The organism is Desulfosporosinus youngiae DSM 17734 (genome assembly GCF_000244895.1).
In the GTDB taxonomy this organism is placed as follows: Bacteria; Bacillota; Desulfitobacteriia; order Desulfitobacteriales; family Desulfitobacteriaceae; genus Desulfosporosinus; species Desulfosporosinus youngiae.
Genome location: NZ_CM001441.1, coordinates 1,156,095 through 1,182,271, shown reverse-complemented (window position 1 = coordinate 1,182,271; position 26,177 = coordinate 1,156,095). Strand labels below are relative to the sequence as shown.

Here is a 26,177-nt window from a genome sequence, read left to right as displayed (position 1 = left end):
AACACATTTGCTTAAAAAACGCTAAAAAAGACAGAGGACTTATCTCAGTCCCCTGTCTTTTTTTACTTAGCCTAAAAAATTTTGATAAAAGAAAGCCATTTACATTGCATTCTTATAAATTTGAATCACTTGTTCGAGTGTTGCTGTACGAGGATTCGTTAATTGACAAGCATCTAATTTCGCATTGGTGGCCATCACAGTTAAGTCTTCTTCTTTGACATTTAATTCATTTAACCCGGAAGGAATTCCGACATCAGCGGACAATGTGGCGATGGCGGTTAAGCATTTTTCTGCAGCTTCTCTGACCGAAAGTCCATCAATATTTTCTCCCATTGCCTCGGCAATCTCAGCAAAACGATCGAGATTACCGATCATATTGAAGCGGCAAACGTGAGGAAGAAGGATTGCGTTACAGACACCATGAGGCAAATTATAGAATCCGCCTAATTGATGTGCCATCGCATGAACATAACCTAAGCTCGCATTATTAAACGCCATACCAGCCAATAATTGTGCATAAGCCATCTTGTCACGAGCCTCAAAATCATCGCCATTTGCTACAGCACGGCGCAGATATCTGGGGATAAGCTTAAACGCCATTAAGGCAGCCGAATCAGTCACCGGTGTGGCCGCTGTAGAAACATAAGCCTCGACAGCATGAGTAAGAGCATCCATCCCGGTAGCGGCAGTTAAGCCGGGCGGTTGTTTCATCATTAACAAAGGATCATTAATCGAAACATTCGGGGTTACATGCCAGTCAACGATGGCCATTTTTATATGCCGCTCAGCATCCGTGATAATACAGAATCTTGTCATTTCGGCGGCTGTACCGGCCGTCGTGTTAATGGCAATCATTGGAGCCATCGGCAATGGAGATTTATCGACCCCTTCATAATCATTAATTCTTCCGCCATTACCTGCCACCAGGCCAATCCCTTTGGCGCAATCATGAGAAGATCCTCCGCCTACGGAAACGATCAGGTTACATCCTTCTTTCGTATAAATGTCATATCCATCATGCACGTTTTTATCCGTCGGATTTGGTTCAGCACCACCAAAAATTACAACTTTGACGCCTTCTTTTTCGATGATATCAGCAATTTCTTGGGCCATTCCTATTTTTTCGAGAAAGGCGTCGGTCACCAGCAGAACTTTTTCTCCACCCAGTAATTTTGCTTGTTTGCCGGTTTCTTGTGCTGCTCCAGCACCCATTAGGTTAACTGTAGGCATGTAATACCCATACACTTGATGAATGATTGACATATTCGATTCCTCCCATTCTTTATGGCTTTCGCTTGTCTACCTGCGGCAATTGTACTACTATTCCCCTATTTGGATATCTTTACATATTGCAAGACTCATGCCAAAAATCCGAAAATTTTAATTTACTAGATTATTATGACTGGTTCTTCTAAGATTATTGAGACTTGTTAATTTATTCACAATTTTATTAAAAATTTATTCTATTTTAAGTGCTCTAGTCTGATACACTTGTAAAAATTGGAGTACCAATTTTGAACACTTTCTACTATCGGATACTTTTTTCAGATTAAACCAAAAACGACAAATGTGTATAAATCATTTGTCGCAAGAACATTTAGAGTGTTTTATAATAAAAATGGTATCTGCGTAAAAAAATCCGGCCACTGACCATCATACCTGTCAAGCGCTAAAACATCGCATCCCATGCTCTCAACCAAATGAAATAAATTAAAATAAACACTATTTCAAGAGTAAAAAATACTTTTTCAAAAAAAGAAATAAGAAAAATCCAACAATTAGATCAGAAAAATGTATCATTTTTGATCATTCATCTTATCTTTGTGCTCTAAAACGGAACACTTCAAAGACCGCTTATTTTTCAACCAGTTGTTTGATTAAAATAGGTATGATATCCTGTCAAGTGTAAGGAAAAAACCAATGCTTAGAGAGGAGAAAAGAGAGTGGTATGGATAATCATTGGAAGCGTTTTATCAAAGGAGAGAGCGTTGAATCCGAAGTAACTCCTTCCATCTATCGTTCTTGGCAACGAAGTTTAGAGTATCACGTCGATCACTCGCTGGTTTCTCACCAAGACATTCTCACAAGCGCGCGTCTCAGTGAACGCCGTGACTCTCAAGAATCCTTGATCCGAGCAAGTGAACCTGTTTTGCCTTACATTTTCAGCTTGCTTGGCAGCACAAATTATACTGTTTTGTTGGGCGATAACGAGGGGTACATCATCGAGGCAGTCGGGGATGCCCCCTTTATGAGCAAAGCTCAGAAAGTAAATCTAAGTCCCGGCGCCAGCTGGCGTGAAGAAGTACGAGGGACGAACGCCATAGGAACTGCCCTCCGTGAAAATGCACCCATGTCTGTCTTCGGTTGGGAACACTTTGTGCACGATAATCACTTTTTGGCCTGTTGGGCCGCCCCAATCCAAAACAGCCAGGGCTTACCACTTGGGGTCTTAGATATTAGTGGTGAAGCTAATCCAGATCGCCAAAAGATTTTAAACATCGCCATGATGGGTGCAAGTATGATTGAAAAAAATTTACGCCTTTTCGAGCTGGAAAATCAACTAAAATTTTACCAGGAGGGTTCCAGACTAGCTTCCTCACTGTTACAGCAAGGATTTCTAACCATTGATCATAATGGAATTATTACTAGTATCAACTCCTATGGGGCTAGGCTGCTTGGCCGTAAACAGGAGGACATCATCGGGAAACTCGCTGGAGAAGTTTTTAGTACGCCAAAAGGATGGATTTTGAACGGCCATTCTCTTAATCTCCATTTAAAAGATAGCACAGGCAAAGAAATCACCTCTCATTTAAATCAGGTCTTCAATGAAGCGGGGCAATCAATAGGTGCGGTAGGAACCTTGCAAATAAAAAAGGAAACTCCTCTGAGCAATTCATTATGGATTGGTAATAGTCAGCTTTCACAGCGAACGTTGGCACGGGCTTCGAAAATCTCCTCAACTCACTCTTCTGTACTCATTCACGGGGAAAGCGGAACCGGCAAGGAAATAATTTCCCGTACAATCCATAAACTCAGCTCACGTAGTCAAGGACCTTTTGTCGCCTTAAACTGTGCCTCGCTTCCTGCTTCACTCATTGAAAGTGAGTTGTTCGGTTATGTAGATGGGGCTTTCACAGGTGCACGCCGGGGCGGAAAACCCGGTAAATTTGAATTGGCTAATAAAGGAACTATTTTCCTCGATGAAATTGGAGATATGCCCTTAAATGTACAAGTTGCCCTTCTTCGAGTACTCCAAGAAAAAGAAGTTTCTCGGATTGGAGATACAAAAGCCCTTAAGATTGATGTACGAGTCATTGCGGCAACTCATAAAGACCTCAGTGCCTTAGTCTCAGCAGCTCAATTTCGTTTGGATTTATACTATCGTCTGAAAGTCGTTACTTTAGAGTTACCTCCACTGCGTGAACGCTCCGAAGATATTCGAGACTTAGTTCCTTATTTTATTGATAAAACCTGTAAGTCCCTTGGACTCCCTCCGCTAGGAATTCAAGAGGACGTTTATACTTACCTGTTGGCCCATTCATGGCCGGGTAATGTCCGGGAATTAGAGAACTGCATTGAGAGCATGGTGGCCTTAGCAGATGGCCCCATTCTAACCACAGCCGATCTTCCGGATGAAATTCTGCAGAGCGTGGAGAATACCCAAGCCTCAACTGAGCCTTTACTTGATCAACAAACCAAACAAGCGATCATCTATGCCCTCAACCAAACTAAAGGAAAAATCGCACCCGCCGCAAAACTTCTTGGAATTGGACGAAATACACTCTACCGTAAGATAAAAGACCTAGAGATTACGTTTTAAAACTCACGCGACAGGTGGAACCCCCCCAATGCCATGGCCATTTTGGTTGGACCATCGCTTCAAAGGTCGAGCCATATCCAAGAAATGAGCTGAGCCCGCTCCACTGTACGTTAAGCTCTGCCGACTGCCTTGAGTAAGCCTTGGATCAAAGCTTGTGGTCGCGGCGGACAACCCGGTATAAAGACATCCACCGGAATGATATTACCCACTCCTCCGGAGCTTGCATAGCTTTTGCCGCATATCCCGCCGCTACAGGCACAAGTGCCGACAGCTAACACAAGTTTCGGGGCAGGGGTCGCCGCAAAGGTCTTATGTACTGCTATTTCTAAGTTTCTTGTTACCGGCCCGGTCACCATTAAAATATCCGCATGACGAGGAGAAGCCACAAAATCAAAGCCCAGACGTTGTATATCATAAACAGGGCCGGTGAGGGCCGTCATTTCCCAGTCACAGGCATTACACGACCCCGAATCGAGATGACGTATATGAACCGAATGTTTAAAAGCCTGAACATGAGGAGCCTGGTCTGCCCTTTCCGCTAATTCATATTGCCCCTTTTGGACGATTGCGCCTTTACAAGTTTCGACACAGTACCCACAAAAGATACACTTCTTAGAGTCTACTGTCCAAAATGCCTCCTTGTATCCCTTCTGTAATGTAATGGCCTTGGTAGGACATACGTCCGCACACCGACCACATTGAACACAGCTTTGCTCTTGCCATTCCGGTAACCCTTGAAAACTGGGCCCCGGAACACTGCTAGTTTCCGGATAATCCATTGTGACCGTTCCTGTCTTTAAGCTCTTATGAAAAAGTCTGAGCATAGTATTAAGCCTCCTTATTAGAAAATCCGGCTAGTGCCGCTTCTTTAGCAGCAGACAGCAGCATAGTTGAAATCCTCATCGATCCAGACAAGAATAACACAGTTCAAAACTCTTATTAATCACGGGGAAATCCGGAATGATATTTCCGGGCACGGTCGAAGGAACTACCGGCCAATTTACATAGGATGCTGAACGTATCATATAGCGATTAATTGTTTGATCCTTGCCTATCTCGATCAAATGCACATTCTCTCCCCGAGCGGACTCTGTCAAACCTACCGTATAATCGAAGGGAATCATATCCCCCAGGGGTTGTATTAATTCTCCCAAAGGCATTGATTCTAAAATCTGTCGGATAATCTTGATTGATTCAAAGGTTTCATCAATCCGTACTTTAACCCTGCATAAAACATCTCCCTGCTCATAAACAGGCACGTTAAATGAAACACGGTCATAAGCAGCGTACGGGTGGTCACGCCGCGCATCCCGATCAATACCGGATGCCCTTGCCGCCGGTCCAACCGCATGCAAGTCACTAGCCGTGCGATTCAATAATATACCGGTTGTCTGGACTCTATCCATATAGGACTTGGTATCTAACAAAATCTCCGTCAAATCACGAAACTCAAGCTCCATCTTATCTAATGCAGCTAAGATCAAATCACTGTCTAAAACTGAAATATCTCTTCTAACTCCACCCGGAGTATTAATTCCCCTTAAAAACCTGCTTCCAAAAACCCGTTCGTTAAGTTGCATGAGATCTTCTTTCAGGCGTGCTCCATGCATTGTTCCGAAAGCGAAACCGACCCCTGCACAAATATTCCCTACATCTCCGACATGATTATATAGACGTTCAAGTTCCAGAACCACCGTTCTTATATATTTAGCTCTGATAGAAACTTCAGCTCTAGAGAGCTTTTCCAGGGCCTGACAATAAGATGTGGTATGAGAAAACGAACAAGCCCCGCAGATTCGTTCGACAATCGGCAATGCTTCCAGGGGAGTTTTTCCTTCAGCAAGTTTCTCGATCCCCCTATGAGTATAGAATAATCTAGCCTCCAAATTTATGACAGTATCTCCTACCGCACTAAATCTAAAATGCCCCGGTTCAATAATTCCCGCATGAATGGGTCCGACGGGAACCTGCATTACCCCTTCACCCTCAACTTCATCGTAGGGAAACTGTTCCTCCGTCCTAGGCACCTGAGAATTCAGATCAAAATCCTTCCGCAAAGGATATAACCCCTTTGGCCAATCTTCATGGACCGCCAAACTCCTTTTATCGGGGTGCCCTAAAGGATCTAAGCCAAAAAGGTCCCGAATCTCGCGTTCATACCAATGAGCCGCCGGGACTTCATTCGTTATAGAAGGAAAGGAGGGCTCAGCTTCAGCTACGGATACGCTTACAATAATCACGAATTTTTCCCCATCATTAGCAAAGGTATAAAACAAACGAAACTGTCCTTTGATATTCCGCTCATCTGTAGCCGTAAGCTGGATTAAGGGAAATCCCCAATCTCTTAAGGTGACAGCTAAGATGGGAATTTCACTTTTTGCAATTTCCAGATGAAGCTCATTTACATGGGCCTTGGCGGTGAATACCCTATCCCCAAAGGACGCCGAAATAAGGGCAATAACCCTATCTTGCCTTATCATCACTTATTTCCCCCTATAAATACGGTCGTTACTTGCTGCAGAATGTCTTCAATAAATCCTGGGATATATACCCCGAAAAGAACGACAGGCACAAGTGAAATCATAACCAGAGCAATGGTGAATTTACCTTGCTCGCCTATCTTAACCCTGTTTGGAGGGGTCCCCAGGGTCAGCTTGCCTAGCGCGTAGATAAATCCCGTAAAGATTAAGGTGATTAAGATCAAAATCAAACTCGAAACCATATACCTGCCCTGAGCAAATCCTGAACTGAGAATTATAAATTCGCTCATAAAGATACTAAAGGGAGGAGATCCGGCGATTGCCAAGCCCCCAATCATTAAAGCAGGTCCCGTTATGGGCATAGTTCTAAATAAACCTTTAATTCTCATAATTCGTTTAGTCCTGTAATGCTGGGTAACATTACCGACGATGAAAAAAAGTGAGGATTTAGTCAGAGCGTGATTGATCATGTGCAAGAAGGCACCATACAAAGCTAATTTACTGCCCAGGCCCACTGCAGCAGCGATAATCCCCATATGCTCGATACTGGAATAGGCGAGCAGCCTTTTTATGTCGCGCTGAACCAGAATAAAGGGTAAGGCAACGGCAATTGACAAGACTCCGAATAATAAAATCAAATTGGACGAAAAGTTTGGCCCAAGAGATTCTGAGACTACCAAGTGAAATCGAATTATACTATAAAACGCACAGTTTAAAAGAACCCCTGAAAGCATAGCACTAATCGGGGAAGGCGCTTGGCTATGAGCATCAGGCAACCAGGTATGCATGGGGGCTAAACCCACCTTTGTTCCATAGCCAACCAAAGCAAAGATAAAAGCAAGTTTAAGCAACATAGGATCAAGTTGTTTAGCAACCCTTCTCAAGGTCTGCCAATCCAGAGAACTGCTCTCGCCGGTCACTGAAACCGCAGCATAATGCAAAAGGATGGTTCCGAACAAAGCAAAGATAATTCCTACAGTGCAAATGATGATATATTTCCAGGCAGCCTCTAAAGAATTCCTCTTATTGTAGAAACCCACCAGCAAGGCAGTGGCAAGAGTCGTCCCCTCTACAGCCACCCACATAATCCCCAAGTTCGCGGAAACCAGCACGAAAAACATGGTAAAAACAAAAATATGCAGCCAAAAATAATACCATCTTAAACGTTTTTCGGAAAACTCCCCTTCTCGAATATCATGAGCAAGATAGGTTAAAGAATATAAAGCCACCATAAAACCAATGATGGCAACAAGACAAAGAATTAAAGCACTTAAAGGATCAATGAAGATGAACTGACCCCACACCACACTGGAACCCGCAAACACTTGTTGGGCTAAACCTAATGCCGTTATGAAGATCGTCGCTGATCCCACTATACTTATGGCCCCTAATACTCTTCGATCCTTAACCATCATGCTTAACAATGCCATAACTAAAGGTAGAGCAAGTAAAATCAATGGCATAAAATCAACCTCGTAGATTTCTTAGATTTTTTGTATCGATTGTGTCAAAGCTATGATTAATTCGAAAGACTAACACTCCCATAATTAAAACCCCTACCAGAATATCCATAAATATTCCTAATTCAATAACCAAAGGCATACCAATTGTAGTACCGATTCCCGCTAAAAAGATCCCATTTTCCATTACAACTAATCCCACAATTTGCATGATCGGGAATTTTAGATTAATCATGAAGAACAAGCCAATGAGCATCAAGGAGACAGCCACCGGCAACGCCTCATGAATCAGACCTGACCCTTCCCCAATCACTTGCCCGGTAGCTAAATATGCTATGAAGACCAAACAGACCGCCGACAGCAACGTCATTTTCATGCTAAGAAAGGATTCAATCTCCCTATCGTTCGCTACTTTGCTGACAGCGTTTATGAGTACAACAGGAATTATCCCGGCTTTTACCCCAAAGGTTAATAATGCGGCAACATGCATTTCAAAGATCCCGGTCGCCCAACCCAATAAATTACATAAGCCTCCCAGTAAAACCCCTTGAATAATGACCGCTATAACCACAGATTTTAAACGTCGGGCAATCATAATTAAAAATGTGGAGGCCAGGATTAGGGTTATTAAGAAATTCACAACTCCTTGATAATTTTGCAATTCCATTAGAATTACCCCCTGAATACAAACTTAGAAACAAGTCCTATCAAGCCGATTAAAAAGGACCCCATGAGTAAATCCGGCACTTTAAAGAGCCTTGTCTTAGCGAAAGAAGTTTCAACAACAGCCATGACTATTCCTAAAATTATCACTTTAAAAATAAAAACGAGGGTACCTGAAATCAACCCGCCTATACTCGCCGAGACGGGGGCTATTCCCCAAGGAAAGAAGATATTAACCAACAACGTAAAGATCAGCAGTTGTTTAATCGAAACAGCCACTGACAGCAATGCCAGATGCTTTCCTGAGTATTCCAACATCATACCTTCATGAATCATGGTTAACTCTAAATGTGTATCCGGGTTATCCACCGGAATTCGTCCGGTTTCCGCAACAGCCACCACAAATAAGGCCACAAAGGACATAAGATGGGCGAGTGTCAAGACCCCCTCTCCTCCATTAACGACGCCTTGCACAATTCCTGTAAGGTTAGTCGTTCCCGCAGCAACCGCCATAGTAAAGAGAGGCAACATAAATGCCGGCTCTGCAATCGCAGCTACAGCCATTTCCCTGCTGCTGCCCATCCCGCCAAAGGCGCTTCCGGCATCTAAGCCGGCTAAAGCCAAGAAAAACCGGGCAAGAGCAAAAAGGTAAACAATAAGAATGAGATCCCCTGCAAAGCCTAATAAACTATGAGTTGCAACTACCGGTACTATGGCGGCTGCCACTAACATGGAAGAAATATAAATAAGAGGAGTTACCCTAAAAATCCAGGAGGTATGTTCCGATACCACAGACTCTTTTTGCAGGTACTTATAAAGATCAAAATACGGCTGAAAAATATTAGGCCCCTTACGTGTTTGAAAAAAAGCCTTTGTCTTCTTGATTATTCCTGTGAGTAAAGGTGCTAATAATACTATTAAAAGCATTTGATAAGCACCGATAGCTGCTTCTCGAAGCACGTATTTCCCCCCTATCTTGCAAAAATCAGCAGAACCACCAAAGTAACAAAGATATACCCTAGATAAAGCTGAATACTTCCGGATTGTAGAATTGTAACTTTATCCGCTAATTTCAGGAAAAATCTGAGTTGCGGTCTATAAAGGGTATCTTCAAAGATTGCTTTTATAGACCCTTTATATTGAATCCGGCTTGGAAAATATGGTGTGGAAACATAGTCTTTCTCGATTTTTCGGGTTGGCTGAAAGATCCCGCGAAACATAATTCTGATTGGTTTAGAAAAGGAGGTGGCCGTATACTCCATTTTGGGGGTTTGAGCTACTCCACAGTTCCAGGTTTCATCGATTCGAGCCTTTTTAAACTTACCATACTTGTGAATAATTAAGAAAACAACCAACGCACTCAATACCAAAACAGCAAAGATAATAAGAGGCGCTATGGAAATGCTTCCCACATCATTACCTTGCCTCATAAGCAGAGTAACATTCAGCCAGCGATACCCACTGATATGGAAGGTTGTCACTCCCAGGAGGCTTGCCGTAACAGGGCCTAATAAGTCAATAGCTATAAAGGGCATAACCCCAAGTATTAAACATAACGAAGCTAAAAGGCCCATGCCAACCAGCATAGTTCTAGGTACTTCTTTAGCTTTTTCCGCATGAATACTGCGGGGCAAGGCAAGAAACATAATCCCAAAGGCTTTAACAAAGCACGCGGCGGCCAGAGCCCCGGTTAGAGCCAAGGCTGCTCCCAGAACCGGTCCCAAAATATTCATACCCACTCCAAGTTTCGCCGTGCCTAAGGCCAATAGCGCTTGATAGGTCATCCACTCGCTGGCAAAGCCATTGAAAGGAGGGATCGCCGAAATTGAAATTGAACCAATAAGAAAAAAGAATCCCGTCCATGGCATTCTTTTTAAAAGTCCACCCATTTTTTCGATGTCCCTGGTATGAGTTGCATAATGAACTGCCCCAGCTCCCAAAAAGAGTAATCCTTTGAAAACCGCGTGGTTAAAGGTATGAAATAATCCCGCGGTCAAACCAATCATAGCAAGATCTTCCCGGCCGTAACTAATAAAAATTAGTGCTGTGCCAATACCCATTAAAATGATGCCGATATTCTCGACACTATGATAAGCCAGCAAACGCTTAATATCATGCTCCATCAAAGCATACATAACTCCTAATAAAGCCGAAACCGTCCCAATAATAAGGATTGATACTCCCCACCAAACTGGTCCGGTACCTAGCACACCTATAACTATTTTAATAAATCCATAAATCGCGGTCTTCAACATTATTCCGGACATAAGTGCGGAAACATTGCTTGGCGCGGCAGGATGAGCTTTAGGTAACCAAATATGTAAGGGGACAATTCCTGCCTTAGTCCCAAATCCAAGAGTGATAAGAACAAAGATAACCGTTTTTATCGTCGGGGAAAGATGTTGAGATAAATAAGTGTAATCAACAAACCTAAAACTGCCAGTTTCTTGATATAACATTAAAAAAGCGATAATTATGAACACGGTGCCGATATGTGTCATGACAATATAAATAAAACCGGCCTTGCGAACTTGGGAATCCTGATGTTCAAATACCACTAGAAAATAAGACACTAAAGACATTATCTCCCAAAAGAATAGAAACATAAAAGTGTTACTGCTAGACACAAGTGCCAACATCGAGAAGATAAAGAGGTTATAGAACAGCCCCAGAACTCCAACATTGTGCTTGCCAATATAAGCGCGCGAGTAACTATAGGAAAAGATAGAAACTGAAAGACTGAGCACTGAAATAACTGTAATAAAAAATGCGCCTAAAGGATCAAGACTGAATTGTAGCTCTATCCCCAAAACTGACCAAGGCAAATATACGTCTAGTGAACGCCCATAAAACAAAAGTGTCGGACCTAAAATCAATCCACACAGACTAGCCAGGTTGGCAAATGTTAATCCCGCCAAAATACTCAGGCTTGGTTTCTTTTGTAGGATAAAAGATAAAAAGGCTCCAAATAACAGGAATGTTAACATAAACACAAATAGTAATTCATCAAGTAATGGCATTTCTGCCCCCCTTCCCAAATTATATAACTCTTGTATTTAATCTGAATAAATAATCAAGTATAATGCAAATTTAATCATAAGTAATATATTCCAAAATATCAATCATTAAATACAGCCCTTTTGCTTTAAAATTATTGTATCCCGCTGGAATTAGACGTATATCGCTCCATATCCCTCATTATTAACATTTATGACCGGATTTCGCAGAACGAAAAACATGACAAGGGGAATAAAAAAGAAGCACTCAAATCGATGAGTGCTTCTTTCATTAGCCTGGATTCTTTAGCCTACTTGTAGACCATAGTTTGTGCAAAGGGCTGCTAACCCCCCTGAGAAACCGCTGCCTATAGCATTGAACTTCCATTCCCCTTGATGGCGATAGAGTTCGCAAACGACAAGTGCTGTTTCTACCGAGAAATCTTCTCCCAGATCATAGCGCATGACTTCTTGTCCGTTAGCCTCGTTGACAACTCGTACAAATGCATTGGTTACTTGACCAAAGTTTTGTGATCTTTGAGCGGCTTCATGAATGGTAACCGTGAAAGCAATTCTTTCAACATGAGCGGGTACAGCGGCCAGATCAACCTTAACTTGTTCGTCATCTCCATCGCCTTCACCGGTGAGGTTATCACCAGTATGTGTCACTGAGCCATTACCGCCGACAAGATTATTATAATAGATGAAATCTTCCAGACCCCCGGCTCGGCTATTTTTATCCAGTAAGAAGACCGAAGCATCGAGGTCAAAATCAGACCCACCAGAATATTTATTAGTATCCCAACCTAATCCGACAACGATTTTTGATAAACCAGGGTTTCCCTTAGTTAAATCAACCTTTTGTCCTTTTTGAAGACTAATGACTGCCATAAAAACACCTCATTCACTTTGTTTTAAGATACTGACCTTCGGATTATACGTCTAAGCCAAAATCCTTGCACAAGCCGGCCAATCCGTTTTGGTAGCCACTACCGATTGCATTGAACTTCCATTCTGTATTATGACGATAAAGCTCGCCAACCACTATGGCAGTCTCAACAGAGAAATCTTCGCCAAGGTCATAGCGGATTAATTCTTCTCCTGAAGCTTCATTCAGAACACGTGCGTAAGCGTTGGAAACTTGTCCAAAATTTTGATTGCGTTCTTGAGCTTCATGAATTGTAATTGTAAAAGTAACCTTAGAAACATCGCCAGCGACCATTGCTAAGTCGACTTTGATTTGCTCATCATCCCCGTCACCAGCACCGGAACGATTGTCGCCAGTATGATTCACTGAACCATCAGGGCTATTCGGGTTGTTAAAAAAGACGAAATTCTTTTCATTCGTAACTTTTCCTTCAGCATTTAACAAAAATACCGAGGAATCTAAGTCAAAATCTTTGCCGCCATCATACTTGTTGACGTCCCAACCCAGACCAACAATAATTTTTGTGAGGCCTGGATTTGATTTAGTGAGATCTACCTTTTGACCCTTTTGTAAACTAATTGCCATTGTAATATCCCCCTTTTATAAAATTACTGATATCGACGGATGAGTTCACTTAAGGATGTATCATTTGTACCTTGGCCGATGGCCGCAAACTTCCACTCATTATTATGACGATAAACTTCCGCAACCACTAAGCTCGTTTTACCGGCATAGCTCTCAGTTAAATTATACCTGCAGAATTCTTGCCCATTCACTGGATTAACAACCCTAATAAAGGCGTTAGCAATCAGACCGAAATCTTGTTTGCGTTTTACACAATCATAAATATTAACAACGAAAACGATTTTTTGAATAGCACTAGGAACACTACTTAGATCCACTTGGATTTGTTCATCATCTCCGTCACCAGCGCCGGTAAGGTTATCACCACTATGTTTTACACTTTTGTCCCCACTTTGCAGATTGCCGAAGTAAACTAAGCGATCTTTTGAAGTAAGCTTATCTTGGGCGTCAAGAAGGATTGCTGAAGCATCACAGTCAATGGCGGCACCCCCGCCTCCTCCCAAAAGTCCTCCCAAGAACCCCCCGGCTTTAGGCTTAGACACTTCATCCCATCCTAAACCAACCATAATTTTAGTTAAACCGGGATTTCCCTTAGTCAGGTCAATTTTTTGCCCTTTTTGCAAATTAATTCCCACTATGAATCCTCCTTTTTAATTGCAGGTATTATATCATCTTTTTCTCTGCTTCATCTTTATTTCCTTTATTTCCAGTGGAAAAACGTGAAAATAATGGAATACTTATATTTTATCATAGGAAACCTTGGGGGAAATCCTCAAATTGTATTGTTCACATAACTTTCACATCTTAGCAAACTTAAGCAATCACTGATTAATTTAGTTTAAAGCTAATAATTCTTATCCATGCCAAGACTTCCGCTTCCCTTTAACCAATGTTTACCATATATATTGTACAATAAATAACCGTTTTATACTACAACATCCCGAGACCGAGACAGTGTTCCTGCCACATAGCTGAGAATCTCTTCTCCAGCCTTGATGCCGTTTTTCTCAGTGAATCTAATTCCCTCCAAGCCAGCCGTCCTCTGCAGATAAAGCGAATATAGTTCCCCATGCGCAGGTGCAACCGCAAAATCTGCTGTTTTAAGCATATCAAAATCCAGCAAAGAATCCCCTGCAGCTACCAGCTGATCAATTCCTTCCTTTGCCCGAATATATTGAACAGCTGCCTTCTTGTTGACATTGATCGGAACCAGGTATAGTTTTCTCCCTTGAATCGATAACTCCCAATTGTTATCCCTCGCCCATAGCTTAAAGGCAGCCAGCTCTGTGACTGGAATCTTTTCGCGTTCAATCAAACAGTAAAAGAATAGATCATCCGCTAATTTTCCGGAATTCTGATGTACCCACGAAGAATGTCTTATTTCATTAAAACGATTGATGAGATCTTCAACAGCCAGACAATTTTTCCTGCCATCAGAAACCTGCCGCATCCAGTCTTGGTCTTCAATACCGTTGAGGAAAATTCGCCCGCCATTGCTCGTTACTGCATATTGACAGAAGATGCCATAGTCGGAAAAATTTATTCTCTGATACTGCAGTTTCGTTCGGGTCGTGACAGGCACGAATAATAATTCTTGGGCAAGGTGCTGTAACTTACCTAAGGCCATTTCCGTCATATAGGAGATATATCGGTCCTCCAACCATTCAACTGGTTTAATTTGAATCTCAACATTTTCGTTGCTGCATGATCGGTAGGAATAAATCAGGGTTTGATCCAGATCGCTTGCAAACATCATCTTATTCATCTTGACACCTGTTTCACTATGCCGCAACATGAGTAGGTGAGGTGAGGATACTCCTCGACCTGAACTCCTTTATCCTCACACAATAGAATGATATGTTTCAGATTTGGATTTTCAATACTATCGACTAGCACCCTCTCGGGTAAGCGCCTGAGAAGAACCCTTGTTGTCTCGCCGATTCCTGGTTTAATAAAGTTGATATCTCTAATTCCATAGGTTTCTTTGATATTCGTTAAAGATTTTAGCCCTTGCCAAGAGACCTCTGCTTGATCATAGCTATTCTCAAACATCGAGTTCTGAAGATCAAGCTTTTTAAACTCCTTGGCAATCGAATCTATGAAAAGATTGGAAACTTCTACTCCGCGAAGTTCTTCATAAAATCTTGCTCCATGAAAATCTGTTTCTCCAATTAAATCCGTTCGAAGTACGGTTCGACTCACTAACCCAGAGACGGTTGAATTCAAACAAGCACTGGGAATTAAAAAGTCCTCTCTCGTGCCGAAGGTTTTCACACAGTGCCCCGGATCAGCAAGGACTGCTAAATCATCGTCTATTTCAACCTCATATTTAGCATTAAACTCTGCACACGCCTTACTCAAAACTCTGGTTATAGCCCCTTTACCTGTCCAACCATCAATAAATTGAAGTTTTGCACCCCTGTGATTCTGAAGAATGTATAATAAAGCATTTTCATCAATACCTCGACCCCTAATAATGGAAATGCTGTAGTGAGGCAGATCCAAACCCTTCTTTTCTAAAAGATAACGCTTTATTAAGATTCCAATGGGAGTTCCTGCCCGGGCGAGAGAAACAAGCACCATCTTTGTTCCATTTTTCCTTAAAATCTGCTCTGCTACCAGGCCTACCGCTTGGGCAACTTTAGAAGCGCTCTCCTGAAGAGTCCTGTGAAAAAGATCAAGGTACTCCTTGGTTGGTTCATATTCAATCGGCAGCATTTCAGAATAATGACCGCCGGACTGGATTATCTGCTCGCGCGTTTGAAGATCTGTCTCCGTCATTAACCCATTAAGATTTTTGAGTAAGAAGATGACATCCTCAGGGCTGTAACAACCCATAGGTATAGGGTCAGGAATACGATGTTTAAAAAGTTTATCATTCAATAACGGTCACCACTTTTCCGATATATAGAACTTCCTAGTACAAAAACCAAACGAGGAATCCCTAACTTACAAAAGATATCTATCAAGGGCATTAAGCGCTCGCGGTTAACCTCCCTTTCAAGAAATAAGTAAACCTCATCATAATAGTTTAAAGGGATGTTGTAAATATAATTAGTAATACCCGGGTCGTCAGGACTGGGATATGAAAATGCCTGTTTAATTGCGTAATCTGGTTTGGGAAAGGGAAAGATCGGACTTCTCGTTGTGGAATGATAACTTATTCCGTTTCCCATATAAGCGGATATGAGCATAGGAAAATACATAAATTCACCGGTTCCTAAGCAAAGGGTTTTTATTCCTGATCTGTCACACTTTAGCATTTGGCCTATGGTTCTTGCCGAAAGAAGAATCTCCTGATTTTCTTTACTAGACAGTCCAAATCGTCCTGTTTGTTTTAAATACGGAGAGAGGCTTTGATACCCTGTTGAATCAACTGAAAAGACAGGGATCACGTCTTGTAAGCCAAGAACTCTTTGTTCTTCAAAAACTAAAGATTCAGCCGCAACATCGGACTCTAATCCAAGGTTTGATTGATCCATTATCTCGCAAACGGGAACACCGCTTACCTCTATTTCCCCTTCTATCAAGGAAATCGTATCAATACGAATATCAAGCTGTTCTTCAAGTTGTCTGAAATCAGCACGGTTTTCTGTTGTTCTCCAGTCCAAAAGAGACAGTACAACATAATTTGTTTTGGGAAACTTTAGATTTATGGCCCGAATAATATTTAAAGCCGTATTACCCGTTGTGATCTCATCATCAACTAGCACAATTGTTTTTGGATTTTTAAGTGATTCAGCATCTAACGGATAACAACGATGATTTACTGCGTGAGAATGATCCTCCTTAAAACTAAGTTCGGAGGATAAAAGCGGTATTTGCTCACGGGTTGTATGAAGGTAGTGAGCATTATCAAACATGCTGAACACAGCATGTCCCAGCGCTGTTGCTGTTTCTGCAAATCCTATAAATAATGTTTCCCGGGGCAAAACAAAGCGCGGTTTTGTAATGACCTCTTCATAAGCTTTTTGCGTATCCTCATTCTTCTTCAGAGCCTGTATAATTGCCTGAGTATCGATATGGCTGACGCTATGTATCTTGTTCATGTACTGAACAGCAAGAGCAATCCCCGCAAGCAGAGGTACAAAAGGATCAACAGGAACGTGTTTCCCCAGAACGTTGCTTACGAATAAAAAACCTCGTTTCTTATTCTTTCTGGCTGCTAAGGAAAACAAAACTTGGGGGGCGAAAGCAAAGGGATTGCTTTTTAAGGTCACAGATACCCTTTGCCCTTCCAGGTTATATGTAAATATCTTCGGTGAAGAGACTGATGAAATTGTGCTGCTCATGAAACACTCCATAATTCCTCGCTCTAAGCAAGATTTTTTGAGCCCAATTATAATGAGGTTTAATCTCGTTCATTTTATTAGTATAGTGGCTTTTCATGACACCCTGCAAGCCATTGCTGTTTTCTATAATACTTAATGCATCCAAGTATTCTTCGTGACCGACAATGTATAAGGATTGAACAGGAATGATATGACTGGGATGAATGATGGTTTTGCCGATAATTCCATTTTCCTTGTCTAAAATCACCTCACGAATTAGACCATCAACGTATTTATTTAAAAGCTGGCTTCTGATCTTCGTTCGATTGTTTCCATGGACATCATGAAAATGCTCAAAGGGAGTCTTGCGAAGCTGAGGTTTAAGCACTCTTCCTCCATTGGTGAAGTACTCCCATACAGGACCTGATACCACATAATCACTCTCAACACGTCCAAAAACATTGATAATATCTGCGATACAATCCCGTATCACCGTGATATCGTAGATAGTCACGTCCGGTCCTCGACGGATTCCATAATAACCGGAAAAATCCGTCGCTCCAATGCGAACATTTAAGACCAAATCATGATAGGAGTCTAAGAGCCGCTTCGTTTCCATTAATTCGCGGAGACGTGATTCGCGGTAAATAGCTTGGGTACTTTCTATAATCGGCATTCCGTAAAACGGCCCGGTAAATTGAGTATTGAGGGTCTTAACAGCTTCAAAATATTCATGACTTTCCGATGTGAATTTAGGAAAGATAAAACCAGTAACGAGCTTTGCGCTGTCACCCATTTTTTCCGCCAGCTTTAGGATTTGTTCCGGATTGCGAACCCGAATGAAGATAAGAGGCAGATCAATATCCTCAATCTCCTCACTGTTGAAAGCCTTATTAATCTCCTTAACTTGCTTCGTAAGATTCTCTTCTGCATAGGGAACTTCAGCATCCCCGATCGAGTCTTCTAAACAAAACACGGTTGACGCAAGGCCCCTGTTTTTTCTGGAGATGATATCCTTTGCTATGGTTTCCCTAGTCCCAGGCATATAGAGTGAAGCTCCAAGGGCATAAGAAAGAACCGCTCGGGGAGTCTCTTTATTAAAAGGCTCCGGAGCCTTAAAGAAGGTTGTTTCCATACCCTCTTTTGTCAAATAATTAAAATGTCTCACTTATTCGTACAGCTGGAAGCCGTACTTCTCTCCTCTCCCTGACCGAGATTAATATTTATTTCTCAACCTTAAGTGTACTACTAATTCTTTCCTATTTGGTGAATATTTGATGAATTTTATGTTAAATCTTGATTAAAATCATTTAATTAATGATTAAGACAACCTAAAGAAACCCGATTGACCTAAACGTTAAAGCGAGTTTGCATTGTAGTTCGTCGGGCATATGCCCAATATCTATCTATAAATCATTCTCCATAAATTGTCATTTTCCTTGTAAACTTAAACTTAAAATTAAATTACTAACAAGAAACACAGGGGCAGATATGGACTTCACCTTTTTAGGCGACTTCCTATTGCCCCTGTATTTCTCATCGTTTGAATTTAAGGACGGAAAGAAACGCCCTTGGCACAGAACTTCGATGAGCTTAAAACCTAACTTGGACCTCCGGCAAGCTGGCAAACCCTTTTTCCAGGTCCGTATCGGATGGAATATAATCCGTCATGGTACCGTCATTGTAGCTCATATAAGCCGCCAGATCAAAGTAACCCGTACCGGTCAGTCCAAAGAGAATGGTTTTCTTTTCCCCGCTTTCTTTACAGCGAAGGGCTTCATCGATGGCCACCTTCAAAGCGTGCGAAGATTCCGGTGCCGGGAGGATTCCTTCGGAGCGGGAGAACATGGTTGCTGCATCAAAGATTTTGGATTGCTCCTCCGCACGTGCTTCGAAATAACCGTCGTGATAGAGTTTAGATACAATCGGACTCATGCCGTGATAACGGAGTCCGCCGGAATGGTTGGGGGAGGGAATAAAACCGGAACCCAAGGTATACATCCGTATAAGAGGAGTCATCTTGCCCGTATCGCCAAAGTCAAAGGCATATTTTCCACGGGTTAGTGTCGGGCAGGATGCAGGCTCGACGGCGATGATCCGCATATTGTTTTTACCGGCAATTTTGTCTCCCACAAAGGGGGCGATCAATCCGCCGAAATTAGACCCTCCACCGACACAGCCAATGAGAATATCTGGGTTAATATCGTATTTCTCACAGGCAATCCGCGTCTCTTCTCCAATGATTGATTGATGCAGCAAAACATGGTCAAGCACACTGCCCAGGACATAACGGCAGTTTTCTGTTTTCAAAGCGACTTCCATCGCCTCAGATATTGCACAACCTAAGGAACCGCCTGTTCCCGGATTTTCCGCCAGGATCTTACGGCCGATTTCCGTCGTATCCGATGGGGAGGGAATTACTTTGCCGCCATAGGTTTCGATGACCGCTTTCCGATACGGCTTTTGCTGAGATGAAATCTTCACCATATAGACTTTGAGCGGAATATTAAAGTAAGCACAAGCCATTGACAAAGCGGTACCCCATTGTCCGGCACCTGTTTCCGTTGTCAAACTGGTCAGCCCTTGCTTTTTGGCATAATAGACCTGTGCCGCTGCTGAGTTTAGCTTATGGGAGCCTGAGGTGTTTGTTCCTTCGAACTTATAGTAAATCTCAGCCGGTGTATCAAGCATCTTCTCTAGACTATAGGCTCTGACCAAGGGAGAAGGACGATAGGTTTTATAATACTCGGTGATCTCTTCCGGGATATCGATATATTGATCTGTGGTGTTAAATTCTTGATCGACCAGTTCTTTGCAAAACACAGGATGAAGATCTTCGGCTGTACACGGCTTTAAGGTCGCCGGATGGATGAAGGGGGTCGGCAGTTCTTTCATTACTGCTTTCAGATTGTACCATCTTTTAGGCATCTCATCTTCACTTAAATAGATTTTGTACGGTATCCTTGCCATCATAATCAACCCTTTCTGTTGTTTAGAAAAAATAAAAAAGCCTCCGTCCAATAAGGACAAAGACTTTAATCTCTGCGGTACCACCTAAATTGCGTACAAAACGCCTCTCATCCCGTGTACTAACATACACGCTTCCTTGATAACGGGCGAAGATCCCGGTTAGCATACTCTTGAACTAAATTTCTGCATCACCCTCTTGAGGCCATTCACATAAACATCGCCACCGCTATTCCACCCCCAGCGGTTCTCTGAAGACAACGTGCAACTATGCTACTATTCTCAATCAATGGTTTAGGTATGAAATTGTTATTAGTAATATTATTCTAGAAGTAAATAATTGTCAATATATTATACTGATTTTTCTAACTAATTTCATAATTTATTAGTTTAATTTCGCATTAACAATAATTATTGCTTAATAGGTGTGTAGTGTAGGAAAGCTGACATGAGCAAAATTTCAAAGAGCAGGAGTCTCCTTTTCTGATTGTTTGCTTCCAAAATTCAAATATTCTCCCGTGATTGAATCTAAATCTGCAAGACAAGTCCTTTTAGTTATTGAATTGTATTTGCAACTACTATGTTCATACCGTAGTGGAACTATTTTTTGAACGTTGAATTTGCCTGATTTCTCTTTCCAATCTGCGCGGAAACGATAGATCTTCCTTACTGAAAACCAAGACCTTCCATCCATCCTTATTAAATTTTCTTAGATTACAGGGATGCTCTGGATTATGGAGGTAAATCAAAATATCTTCCACTTGGGCAAGGAATGTCTGGCCCATCACCTGTTTGTTCCAATAAACAGTGCTATTAGGGAACATAGTATTTATTACCTTTTTAAGAAAATCCGCCTGTTGAGGAACAATAGATGTGCTGAATACTTGAGCAATTTTGGAGTTTATAGATGTTAATAAGGCTGGGACTTTATTGCGTACAACAGATTCAGGCACGCCTCCATCCTTAGACATATCTTTTGCTATCGCTGCGTGTGCATTGGCAATTTCGCTCGTGCTGAACTTTAGATTAACTAGTTCATGGCTTTCTATCTTAATAAGGGACTCTAACTTCGTATCAACTTGGGCAAGTGCATCCGCAATGGCCGCCGCGTCTGCTTTCGCTTGAATTTCAGCTTGAGCTAGAGCCTCCGCGAGTGCCCGGGCGTCTGTTTTTGCTTGCTCTTCCATTTGGGCTAATGCCTCCGTTAGTTTCCTCTCTTCCTCTCTCTGCCTTTCTATCTGCGCTTGGGCCTCCCCAAGCGCCCGGGCGTCCGCTTTCGCTTGTTCTTCCATTTGAGCTAATGCCTCCGTTAGCTTCCACTCTTCTTCTCTCTGCTTTTCTATCTGCGCTTGGGCCTCCGCCAGCGCCCGAACGTCCGCTTTCGCTTGTTCTTCCACTTGAGCTAATGCTTCGGTCAGCTTCCGCTCTTCTTCTCTCTGCCTTTCTATCTGCACTTGAGCCTCCGCCAATGCCCGGGCATCCTCTTTCACTTGTTCTTCCATTTGGCTTAATACCTCGGTCAGCTTCCGCTCTTCTTCTCTCTGCCTTTCTATCTGCGCTTGGGCCTCCGCCAGCGCCCGAGCGTCCGCTTTCGCTTGTTCTTCCATTTGGGTTAATGCCTCGGTCAGCTTCCTCTCTTCCTCTCTCTGGCTTTCTATCTGCACTTGGGCCTCCGCCAGCGCTCGGGCGTCCGCTTTCGCTTGTTCTTCCATTTGGGTTAATGCCTCGGTCAGTCTCCTCTCTTCCTCTCTCTGCCTTTCTATCTGCGCTTGGGCCTCCGCCAGCGCCCGGGCGTCCGCTTTCGCTTGTTCTTCCACTTGAGCTAATGCCTCGGTTAGTTTCTTCTCTTCCTCTCTCTCCCTTTTTATCTGCGCTTGAGCCTCCTCTAGTACCCGGGCGTCCGCTTTCGCTTGTTCTTCCATTTGGGCTAATGCCTCAGTTAGTTTCCTCTCTTCTTCTCTCTGCCTTTCTATCTGCGCTTGGGCCTCCGCCAGTGCCCGGGCGTCCGCTTTCGCTTGTTCTTCCATTTGGGTTAATGCCTCGGTCAGCTTCCTCTCTTCCTCTCTCTGGCTTTCTATCTGCACTTGGGCCTCCGCCAGCGCCCGGGCGTCCGTAGGCTCCAAATCTATGCAAGCTACTTGAAGTTCCGCACCATCAGGAAGTATAGAATCAGCAACACCGTCTAAGTTAACTTCATTCTTTTGGGAATCGTTTGCTTTCATTATTCCTTCTCGTATCATTCTATCCATGACATCTCCGAATGTCGGAAAGTTTTTGATGACACGAGCATCAGGTAGTTGTTGTTCCAGGAGTCTCTTAACTTCATTTTCTAAAAATTCCGGTGAAAGAGTTGAAATATTCTCTAATGAAGATATGAGCCTCATGACAATTTGACAACCCTTTTGAAATTCTTGATCCGAATCTACCCCTGTTAAAATGCAGACCGTAAAAATGTTTTCAATGATCTGATTAATCCATTCTCTAATTCGAGGTTCATCATGAAAATAGGTCTCCAAGATAATCCACCTCCGGTTAATATCTTGTAACTAACCTATGCTTGCCACTTGGGAATGAGTCCACGAATATTTTGGAATAGATTAATTCCATTGTCAAAAACCGTTACCTATAATTTAATAAGTAACGGCAAACGGTGAGCGCATTCATCCCTTTTAGGTTCCTTAAATTTACAGACACTCCTCAATATAATATAGGATGTCAATAGCCCGGATAATTCCTATCGGCTTACCCCCTTCAAATACGGGTAGTATATTAATCTTTTTCGTCATCATTATACGGATCGCATCAGAGACGTTTTGCTCTGAGTGAACAAACTCTGTTACTAGCGGGCGTATTGCATCTGCAACCTTAGTACTAACGCTATAACCTAAAGAACTTTTATGATAAAACCCAGACCACGATACTGGAAAATTCTCGTTGTTATCACTATTTATAGTTTTTCCTTTTATTGCATTAAGTATATCCCGAACAGTTAATATACCTGCAAGTTTTACTTCCGTTCCTTCTTGTTTTAGGACGATAATGGACCGATGTTCTTTACACTCACCCGTACGATTCTTTAGAACCTTTATGGCATCTCTTAAGGTGTCAGTATTATAGACTACTGGGTACTCAGATGAAGGTGAAACTGGAACCATTAACTCTTTAACCCTTTTTTTATCTGGCATAATAAGTCCCTCCTTTTCTGATTCTTTGGATTCATACTATAGAAGCTTACAGAATAGGGGTTATAAATGCATATTTATGACATTATTAACAACCCCCAAACAACCTATTGACATATGTCATTTATATTCGGCTGCAGGCGTTTTGTGACGTATGGCAATAATAATTGGATTATATGCATCCATTTAAAACATAAATGAAGGTCCGGTCTAAAAATAAACCGCCGCTTAAATCTATAAAGCGGCGGCAGGCATAACCTTCTAATTTATTCTCTATGAAATTTAAGAACTCTTCAAACGCTTATACCTCAATACGACAGGATTCTTGCTTAGATCATAATTATGATGAGCATTCGATTAAGAAATGGTCCCAGTCTTTTACCATATAGATATTATCAGCAAACTACCTGCTTGTCTTCGGACGATCATGCTCATAATAATATTTATAATAACACTTGAATCAAGGCATGTTCTTCAATATTACGTACAATTTTATTTACTTCACCCGCTTTATTCATATAATAATTTAATTGTGATCATGCTATTTAGCTATGGATTTATGCTCATAAAAATGCTATCATTAGCTTGTGAACATCATTACAAGCATTTATACACTAGCGGATTCTCTGCTAGAGTGTTCATCAAGCTCTCTAGCTGATTAAGGAAATATCCATACTTTTCCACACTTTTATGTACCTTTAACAAAATTGAAGAAATTCGCCGATTGGAGGTTTAAACAAATGAACATCGCATTTTTCCTCTTACCCAAAAAAGATGTCATTTACTTAAACATCAATTCAACCATGAGGCAGGCAATGGAACGGATGAAATTCCATCGCTATACTTCTGTCCCTATTATCGATAATGAAGGTAAATATGTGGGAGTTTTGACTGAAGGTGATCTCCTTTGGAAAATGAAAAACACACCTGGTTTAACATTTATGAATACCAAAAAAATACCCCTCTCTGAAATAGAAAGGCATACCTCCCATAATCCGGTTCAGGTAGATGCCCAAATGGAGGATCTCTTCTCCTATGCTGCCGAACAGAACTTCGTTTCTGTCGTAGATGACAAAGGAATATTTATTGGTATTGTCCGTCGCAGCGAAATTATTAGGTATTGTTTAGCCATCTTAAATCCCCCCCGCTACTATACGACAGCCACTATTAAGGATCGTATCCCGGATGAGATCTTTTCCTATTAGTTTTAGTTCGCTTCTTTTGTGTGTTTAGAAAGTGATCACTTAAGATGATTAATAGCAACTGAGCCTATGCGAGGTCCAATAAAAAGATCACAGAATGACTTAGAGGCCGCCTAATTTTAGGCGGCCTTGTTTTTTTCTATAGACGATCCTTACTTGCTTTCTAAACCCCTTTGTTTTAGCAATTCCTGCATTTCAGACTCACCAAGTTCGTGCTCGATTAAAAACATATCACGCTCTTCACAAATCATAGGGATATGAGCCATTGCATTAACTATAATCACCTGAGCCTCCAGGGCTTCCTCGCGAGTGTCGCATGCAACATAATTACTATATACTTTAATCATTTTCTAGCTTGTTTCCTCCTTCAAGCCTCGATCCCCTTGGTGATCCGCAAGCAATCCCATAATATATATGAGTATACCATATACGAATAACTAATGAATGTTGGTGCGGAGTCATGCCTATTTTTTTACAAACATTTGCGCAACAACTTTTCCTTTTGGACTGTCTGAAATCCCAATTCCTATATAGATGTAGCTCGGGTTTAGTATATTTATTCGATGCCCTTCTGACTTCATTAATGCAGCATGCGCGGCTTCAATAGAAGAGTTTAATGCAATGTTTTCAGCGGCTCCCTGAAACGTGACACCGAATTTCTTCAGCATATCAAAAGGAGATCCATAACTTGGAGAATCGTGAGAAAAGTAATTATTTTTGACCATATCACCTGATTTAACTTGAGCAACTTCCATGACCTTTATATCTGCACTTAATGGTGCCGCTCCTATTTTAGCCCGTTCAGCGTTGATCAAATCCAACATTTTTTGCTTTTCGGCATTTATCTGGGGGTTCGGTTCGGGCGTTGGCAAGGGAGCGGGGGCCGGAGTTTGTTTAGGAGTTGGTTCTGGAGCGGATACAGGACTTGGGGACTCAGTCGCTTTTTTAGGAGATGGCTGCATCTCATCCCTATTTGTTTGTTCTACAGACTTTACTTCTTCTTCAGGTTCAGCTTTTTGTGGTTCACTCGTTAGTGTTACTTCCGCCGAATGAGTTGAAAGGGGTGTTGCTTCCGTTGCATAAGGCCAGCTATTGATCCCCCCTAAATTGTAGACATCGGTATAGTTCATGTTTGCAAGTGCTTGAGCGGCAATCACACTTCGATTTCCGCTTCGACAATAAACGAATATGGTGGCATCTTTGTCCTTAAGCTTCTCGGCAGCCTGTGTCTCGATAGCCTCAACTGGAATTAATAAACTTCCAGGGATATGTTTTTCAGCATATTCCGCCTCAGACCTTACATCCAGCAAAATGATTCCTTTTTCACTATCTAAACGTTTCTTCGCATTTTCACTGGAGATAGTCTGATAGATGGGCTTCTCGTCAGATTCAGATTGAAGTGGTGAACAGCCTGATAGGCTTAGTAAGCATACCAATATTACAACGGTAAATAAATACAGGATTCTTTTCAAATTAACTTTCTCCTTAACTTTATTATAGTAGCATTTTACTTAAGCACCTTTTTCCCATTATCACATATATCAGAAATTCTGTCACCCCAATAGAAGCAGACAGGATTTCGAAAAACTCAAGAAGAATTCTAAGTGACCTACAAGTTTTCCA

At 42.0% G+C, this 26,177-nt stretch carries 21 protein-coding genes and 1 other annotated feature; of the genes, 2 read left to right on the top strand and 19 right to left on the bottom strand.

The features are described 5' to 3' along the window. Window positions 1-99: 99 nt before the first annotated feature. On the bottom strand, window positions 100-1,263 hold the full coding sequence (locus DESYODRAFT_RS05780) for an iron-containing alcohol dehydrogenase (protein WP_007780620.1): 1,164 nt from the start codon (window positions 1,261-1,263) through the stop codon (window positions 100-102). Window positions 1,264-1,948: 685 nt separating this feature from the next. Here DESYODRAFT_RS05780 and DESYODRAFT_RS05775 point away from each other — a divergent pair. Continuing rightward, the gene (locus DESYODRAFT_RS05775) at window positions 1,949-3,820 is read left to right on the top strand and encodes a sigma-54-dependent Fis family transcriptional regulator (RefSeq protein WP_007780617.1); all 1,872 of its coding nucleotides are present in this window, start codon (window positions 1,949-1,951) and stop codon (window positions 3,818-3,820) included. 110 nt (window positions 3,821-3,930) lie between these two features. Here the strand turns inward: DESYODRAFT_RS05775 and DESYODRAFT_RS05770 are convergent, their stop codons facing one another. From DESYODRAFT_RS05770 to DESYODRAFT_RS05695, 16 genes are all read right to left on the bottom strand, one after another. Further along, window positions 3,931-4,644, bottom strand: a complete 714-nt coding sequence (locus DESYODRAFT_RS05770) for an NADH-quinone oxidoreductase subunit B family protein (RefSeq protein WP_007780615.1) — start codon at window positions 4,642-4,644, stop codon at window positions 3,931-3,933. Between the two features lie 75 nt (window positions 4,645-4,719). Next, window positions 4,720-6,300, bottom strand: a complete 1,581-nt coding sequence (locus DESYODRAFT_RS05765; RefSeq protein WP_007780611.1) for a hydrogenase large subunit — start codon at window positions 6,298-6,300, stop codon at window positions 4,720-4,722. Then, window positions 6,300-7,763 carry a hydrogenase 4 subunit F gene (locus tag DESYODRAFT_RS05760; protein WP_007780609.1) on the bottom strand — a complete coding sequence of 488 codons (1,464 nt, stop codon included), beginning with the start codon at window positions 7,761-7,763 and terminating at the stop codon, window positions 6,300-6,302. The genes DESYODRAFT_RS05765 and DESYODRAFT_RS05760 overlap by 1 nt, the downstream gene beginning before the upstream one ends. 4 nt (window positions 7,764-7,767) lie before the next feature. After that, window positions 7,768-8,427, bottom strand: coding sequence for a hypothetical protein (locus DESYODRAFT_RS05755; protein ID WP_007780606.1), 660 nt, complete (start codon window positions 8,425-8,427; stop codon window positions 7,768-7,770). 5 nt (window positions 8,428-8,432) lie between these two features. After that, window positions 8,433-9,383: a respiratory chain complex I subunit 1 family protein gene (locus DESYODRAFT_RS05750; protein ID WP_007780603.1), complete on the bottom strand. Its 951-nt coding sequence runs from the start codon at window positions 9,381-9,383 to the stop codon at window positions 8,433-8,435. Window positions 9,384-9,394: 11 nt separating this feature from the next. After that, window positions 9,395-11,443 (bottom strand): hydrogenase 4 subunit B, encoded by a 2,049-nt coding sequence (gene hyfB, locus DESYODRAFT_RS05745; RefSeq protein WP_007780600.1) that lies wholly within the window; start codon window positions 11,441-11,443, stop codon window positions 9,395-9,397. A 282-nt stretch (window positions 11,444-11,725) separates the two neighbouring features. Next, window positions 11,726-12,310 (bottom strand): TerD family protein, encoded by a 585-nt coding sequence (locus tag DESYODRAFT_RS05740; protein ID WP_007780599.1) that lies wholly within the window; start codon window positions 12,308-12,310, stop codon window positions 11,726-11,728. A gap of 43 nt (window positions 12,311-12,353) precedes the next feature. Beyond that, complete coding sequence (locus tag DESYODRAFT_RS05735; RefSeq protein ID WP_007780598.1) at window positions 12,354-12,932, bottom strand: TerD family protein; 579 nt, start codon at window positions 12,930-12,932, stop codon at window positions 12,354-12,356. Between the two features lie 23 nt (window positions 12,933-12,955). Further along, window positions 12,956-13,567 carry a TerD family protein gene (locus tag DESYODRAFT_RS05730; RefSeq protein WP_007780594.1) on the bottom strand — a complete coding sequence of 204 codons (612 nt, stop codon included), beginning with the start codon at window positions 13,565-13,567 and terminating at the stop codon, window positions 12,956-12,958. 290 nt (window positions 13,568-13,857) lie between these two features. Beyond that, window positions 13,858-14,697, bottom strand: a complete 840-nt coding sequence (locus tag DESYODRAFT_RS05725) for an HAD family hydrolase (protein ID WP_007780591.1) — start codon at window positions 14,695-14,697, stop codon at window positions 13,858-13,860. Beyond that, on the bottom strand, window positions 14,694-15,815 hold the full coding sequence (locus DESYODRAFT_RS05720) for a cysteine protease StiP family protein (RefSeq protein ID WP_007780589.1): 1,122 nt from the start codon (window positions 15,813-15,815) through the stop codon (window positions 14,694-14,696). Before DESYODRAFT_RS05720 ends, DESYODRAFT_RS05725 begins: the two co-directional genes overlap by 4 nt. Further along, window positions 15,812-17,224, bottom strand: a complete 1,413-nt coding sequence (locus DESYODRAFT_RS05715) for a phosphoribosyltransferase family protein (RefSeq protein ID WP_007780587.1) — start codon at window positions 17,222-17,224, stop codon at window positions 15,812-15,814. The genes DESYODRAFT_RS05720 and DESYODRAFT_RS05715 overlap by 4 nt, the downstream gene beginning before the upstream one ends. After that, window positions 17,175-18,338: an HpcH/HpaI aldolase/citrate lyase family protein gene (locus DESYODRAFT_RS05710; protein ID WP_007780584.1), complete on the bottom strand. Its 1,164-nt coding sequence runs from the start codon at window positions 18,336-18,338 to the stop codon at window positions 17,175-17,177. The genes DESYODRAFT_RS05715 and DESYODRAFT_RS05710 overlap by 50 nt, the downstream gene beginning before the upstream one ends. A gap of 458 nt (window positions 18,339-18,796) precedes the next feature. Then, window positions 18,797-20,173: a TrpB-like pyridoxal phosphate-dependent enzyme gene (locus DESYODRAFT_RS05705; RefSeq protein ID WP_007780582.1), complete on the bottom strand. Its 1,377-nt coding sequence runs from the start codon at window positions 20,171-20,173 to the stop codon at window positions 18,797-18,799. 49 nt (window positions 20,174-20,222) lie between these two features. Beyond that, window positions 20,223-20,469: a binding site (T-box leader), on the bottom strand. A gap of 285 nt (window positions 20,470-20,754) precedes the next feature. Then, a complete protein-coding gene (locus DESYODRAFT_RS05700) occupies window positions 20,755-22,686 on the bottom strand; it encodes a coiled-coil domain-containing protein (RefSeq protein ID WP_007780580.1) in 1,932 nt (643 codons plus the stop codon). Between the two features lie 168 nt (window positions 22,687-22,854). After that, window positions 22,855-23,355, bottom strand: coding sequence for a CBS domain-containing protein (locus DESYODRAFT_RS05695; protein WP_007780578.1), 501 nt, complete (start codon window positions 23,353-23,355; stop codon window positions 22,855-22,857). Window positions 23,356-24,092: 737 nt separating this feature from the next. On the opposite strand from DESYODRAFT_RS05695, the gene DESYODRAFT_RS05690 reads away from it, so the two are divergent. Then, entirely contained in the window at window positions 24,093-24,557 is a 465-nt protein-coding gene (locus DESYODRAFT_RS05690) for a CBS domain-containing protein (RefSeq protein WP_007780576.1), read from the top strand. A 149-nt stretch (window positions 24,558-24,706) separates the two neighbouring features. On the opposite strand, the gene DESYODRAFT_RS05685 is transcribed toward DESYODRAFT_RS05690, so the two are convergent. Both DESYODRAFT_RS05685 and DESYODRAFT_RS26505 read right to left on the bottom strand, forming a co-directional pair. Then, window positions 24,707-24,901 (bottom strand): hypothetical protein, encoded by a 195-nt coding sequence (locus DESYODRAFT_RS05685; RefSeq protein WP_007780574.1) that lies wholly within the window; start codon window positions 24,899-24,901, stop codon window positions 24,707-24,709. 117 nt (window positions 24,902-25,018) lie between these two features. Then, complete coding sequence (locus tag DESYODRAFT_RS26505; RefSeq protein WP_007780571.1) at window positions 25,019-26,026, bottom strand: rhodanese-like domain-containing protein; 1,008 nt, start codon at window positions 26,024-26,026, stop codon at window positions 25,019-25,021. Between the last annotated feature and the right edge of the window lie 151 nt (window positions 26,027-26,177).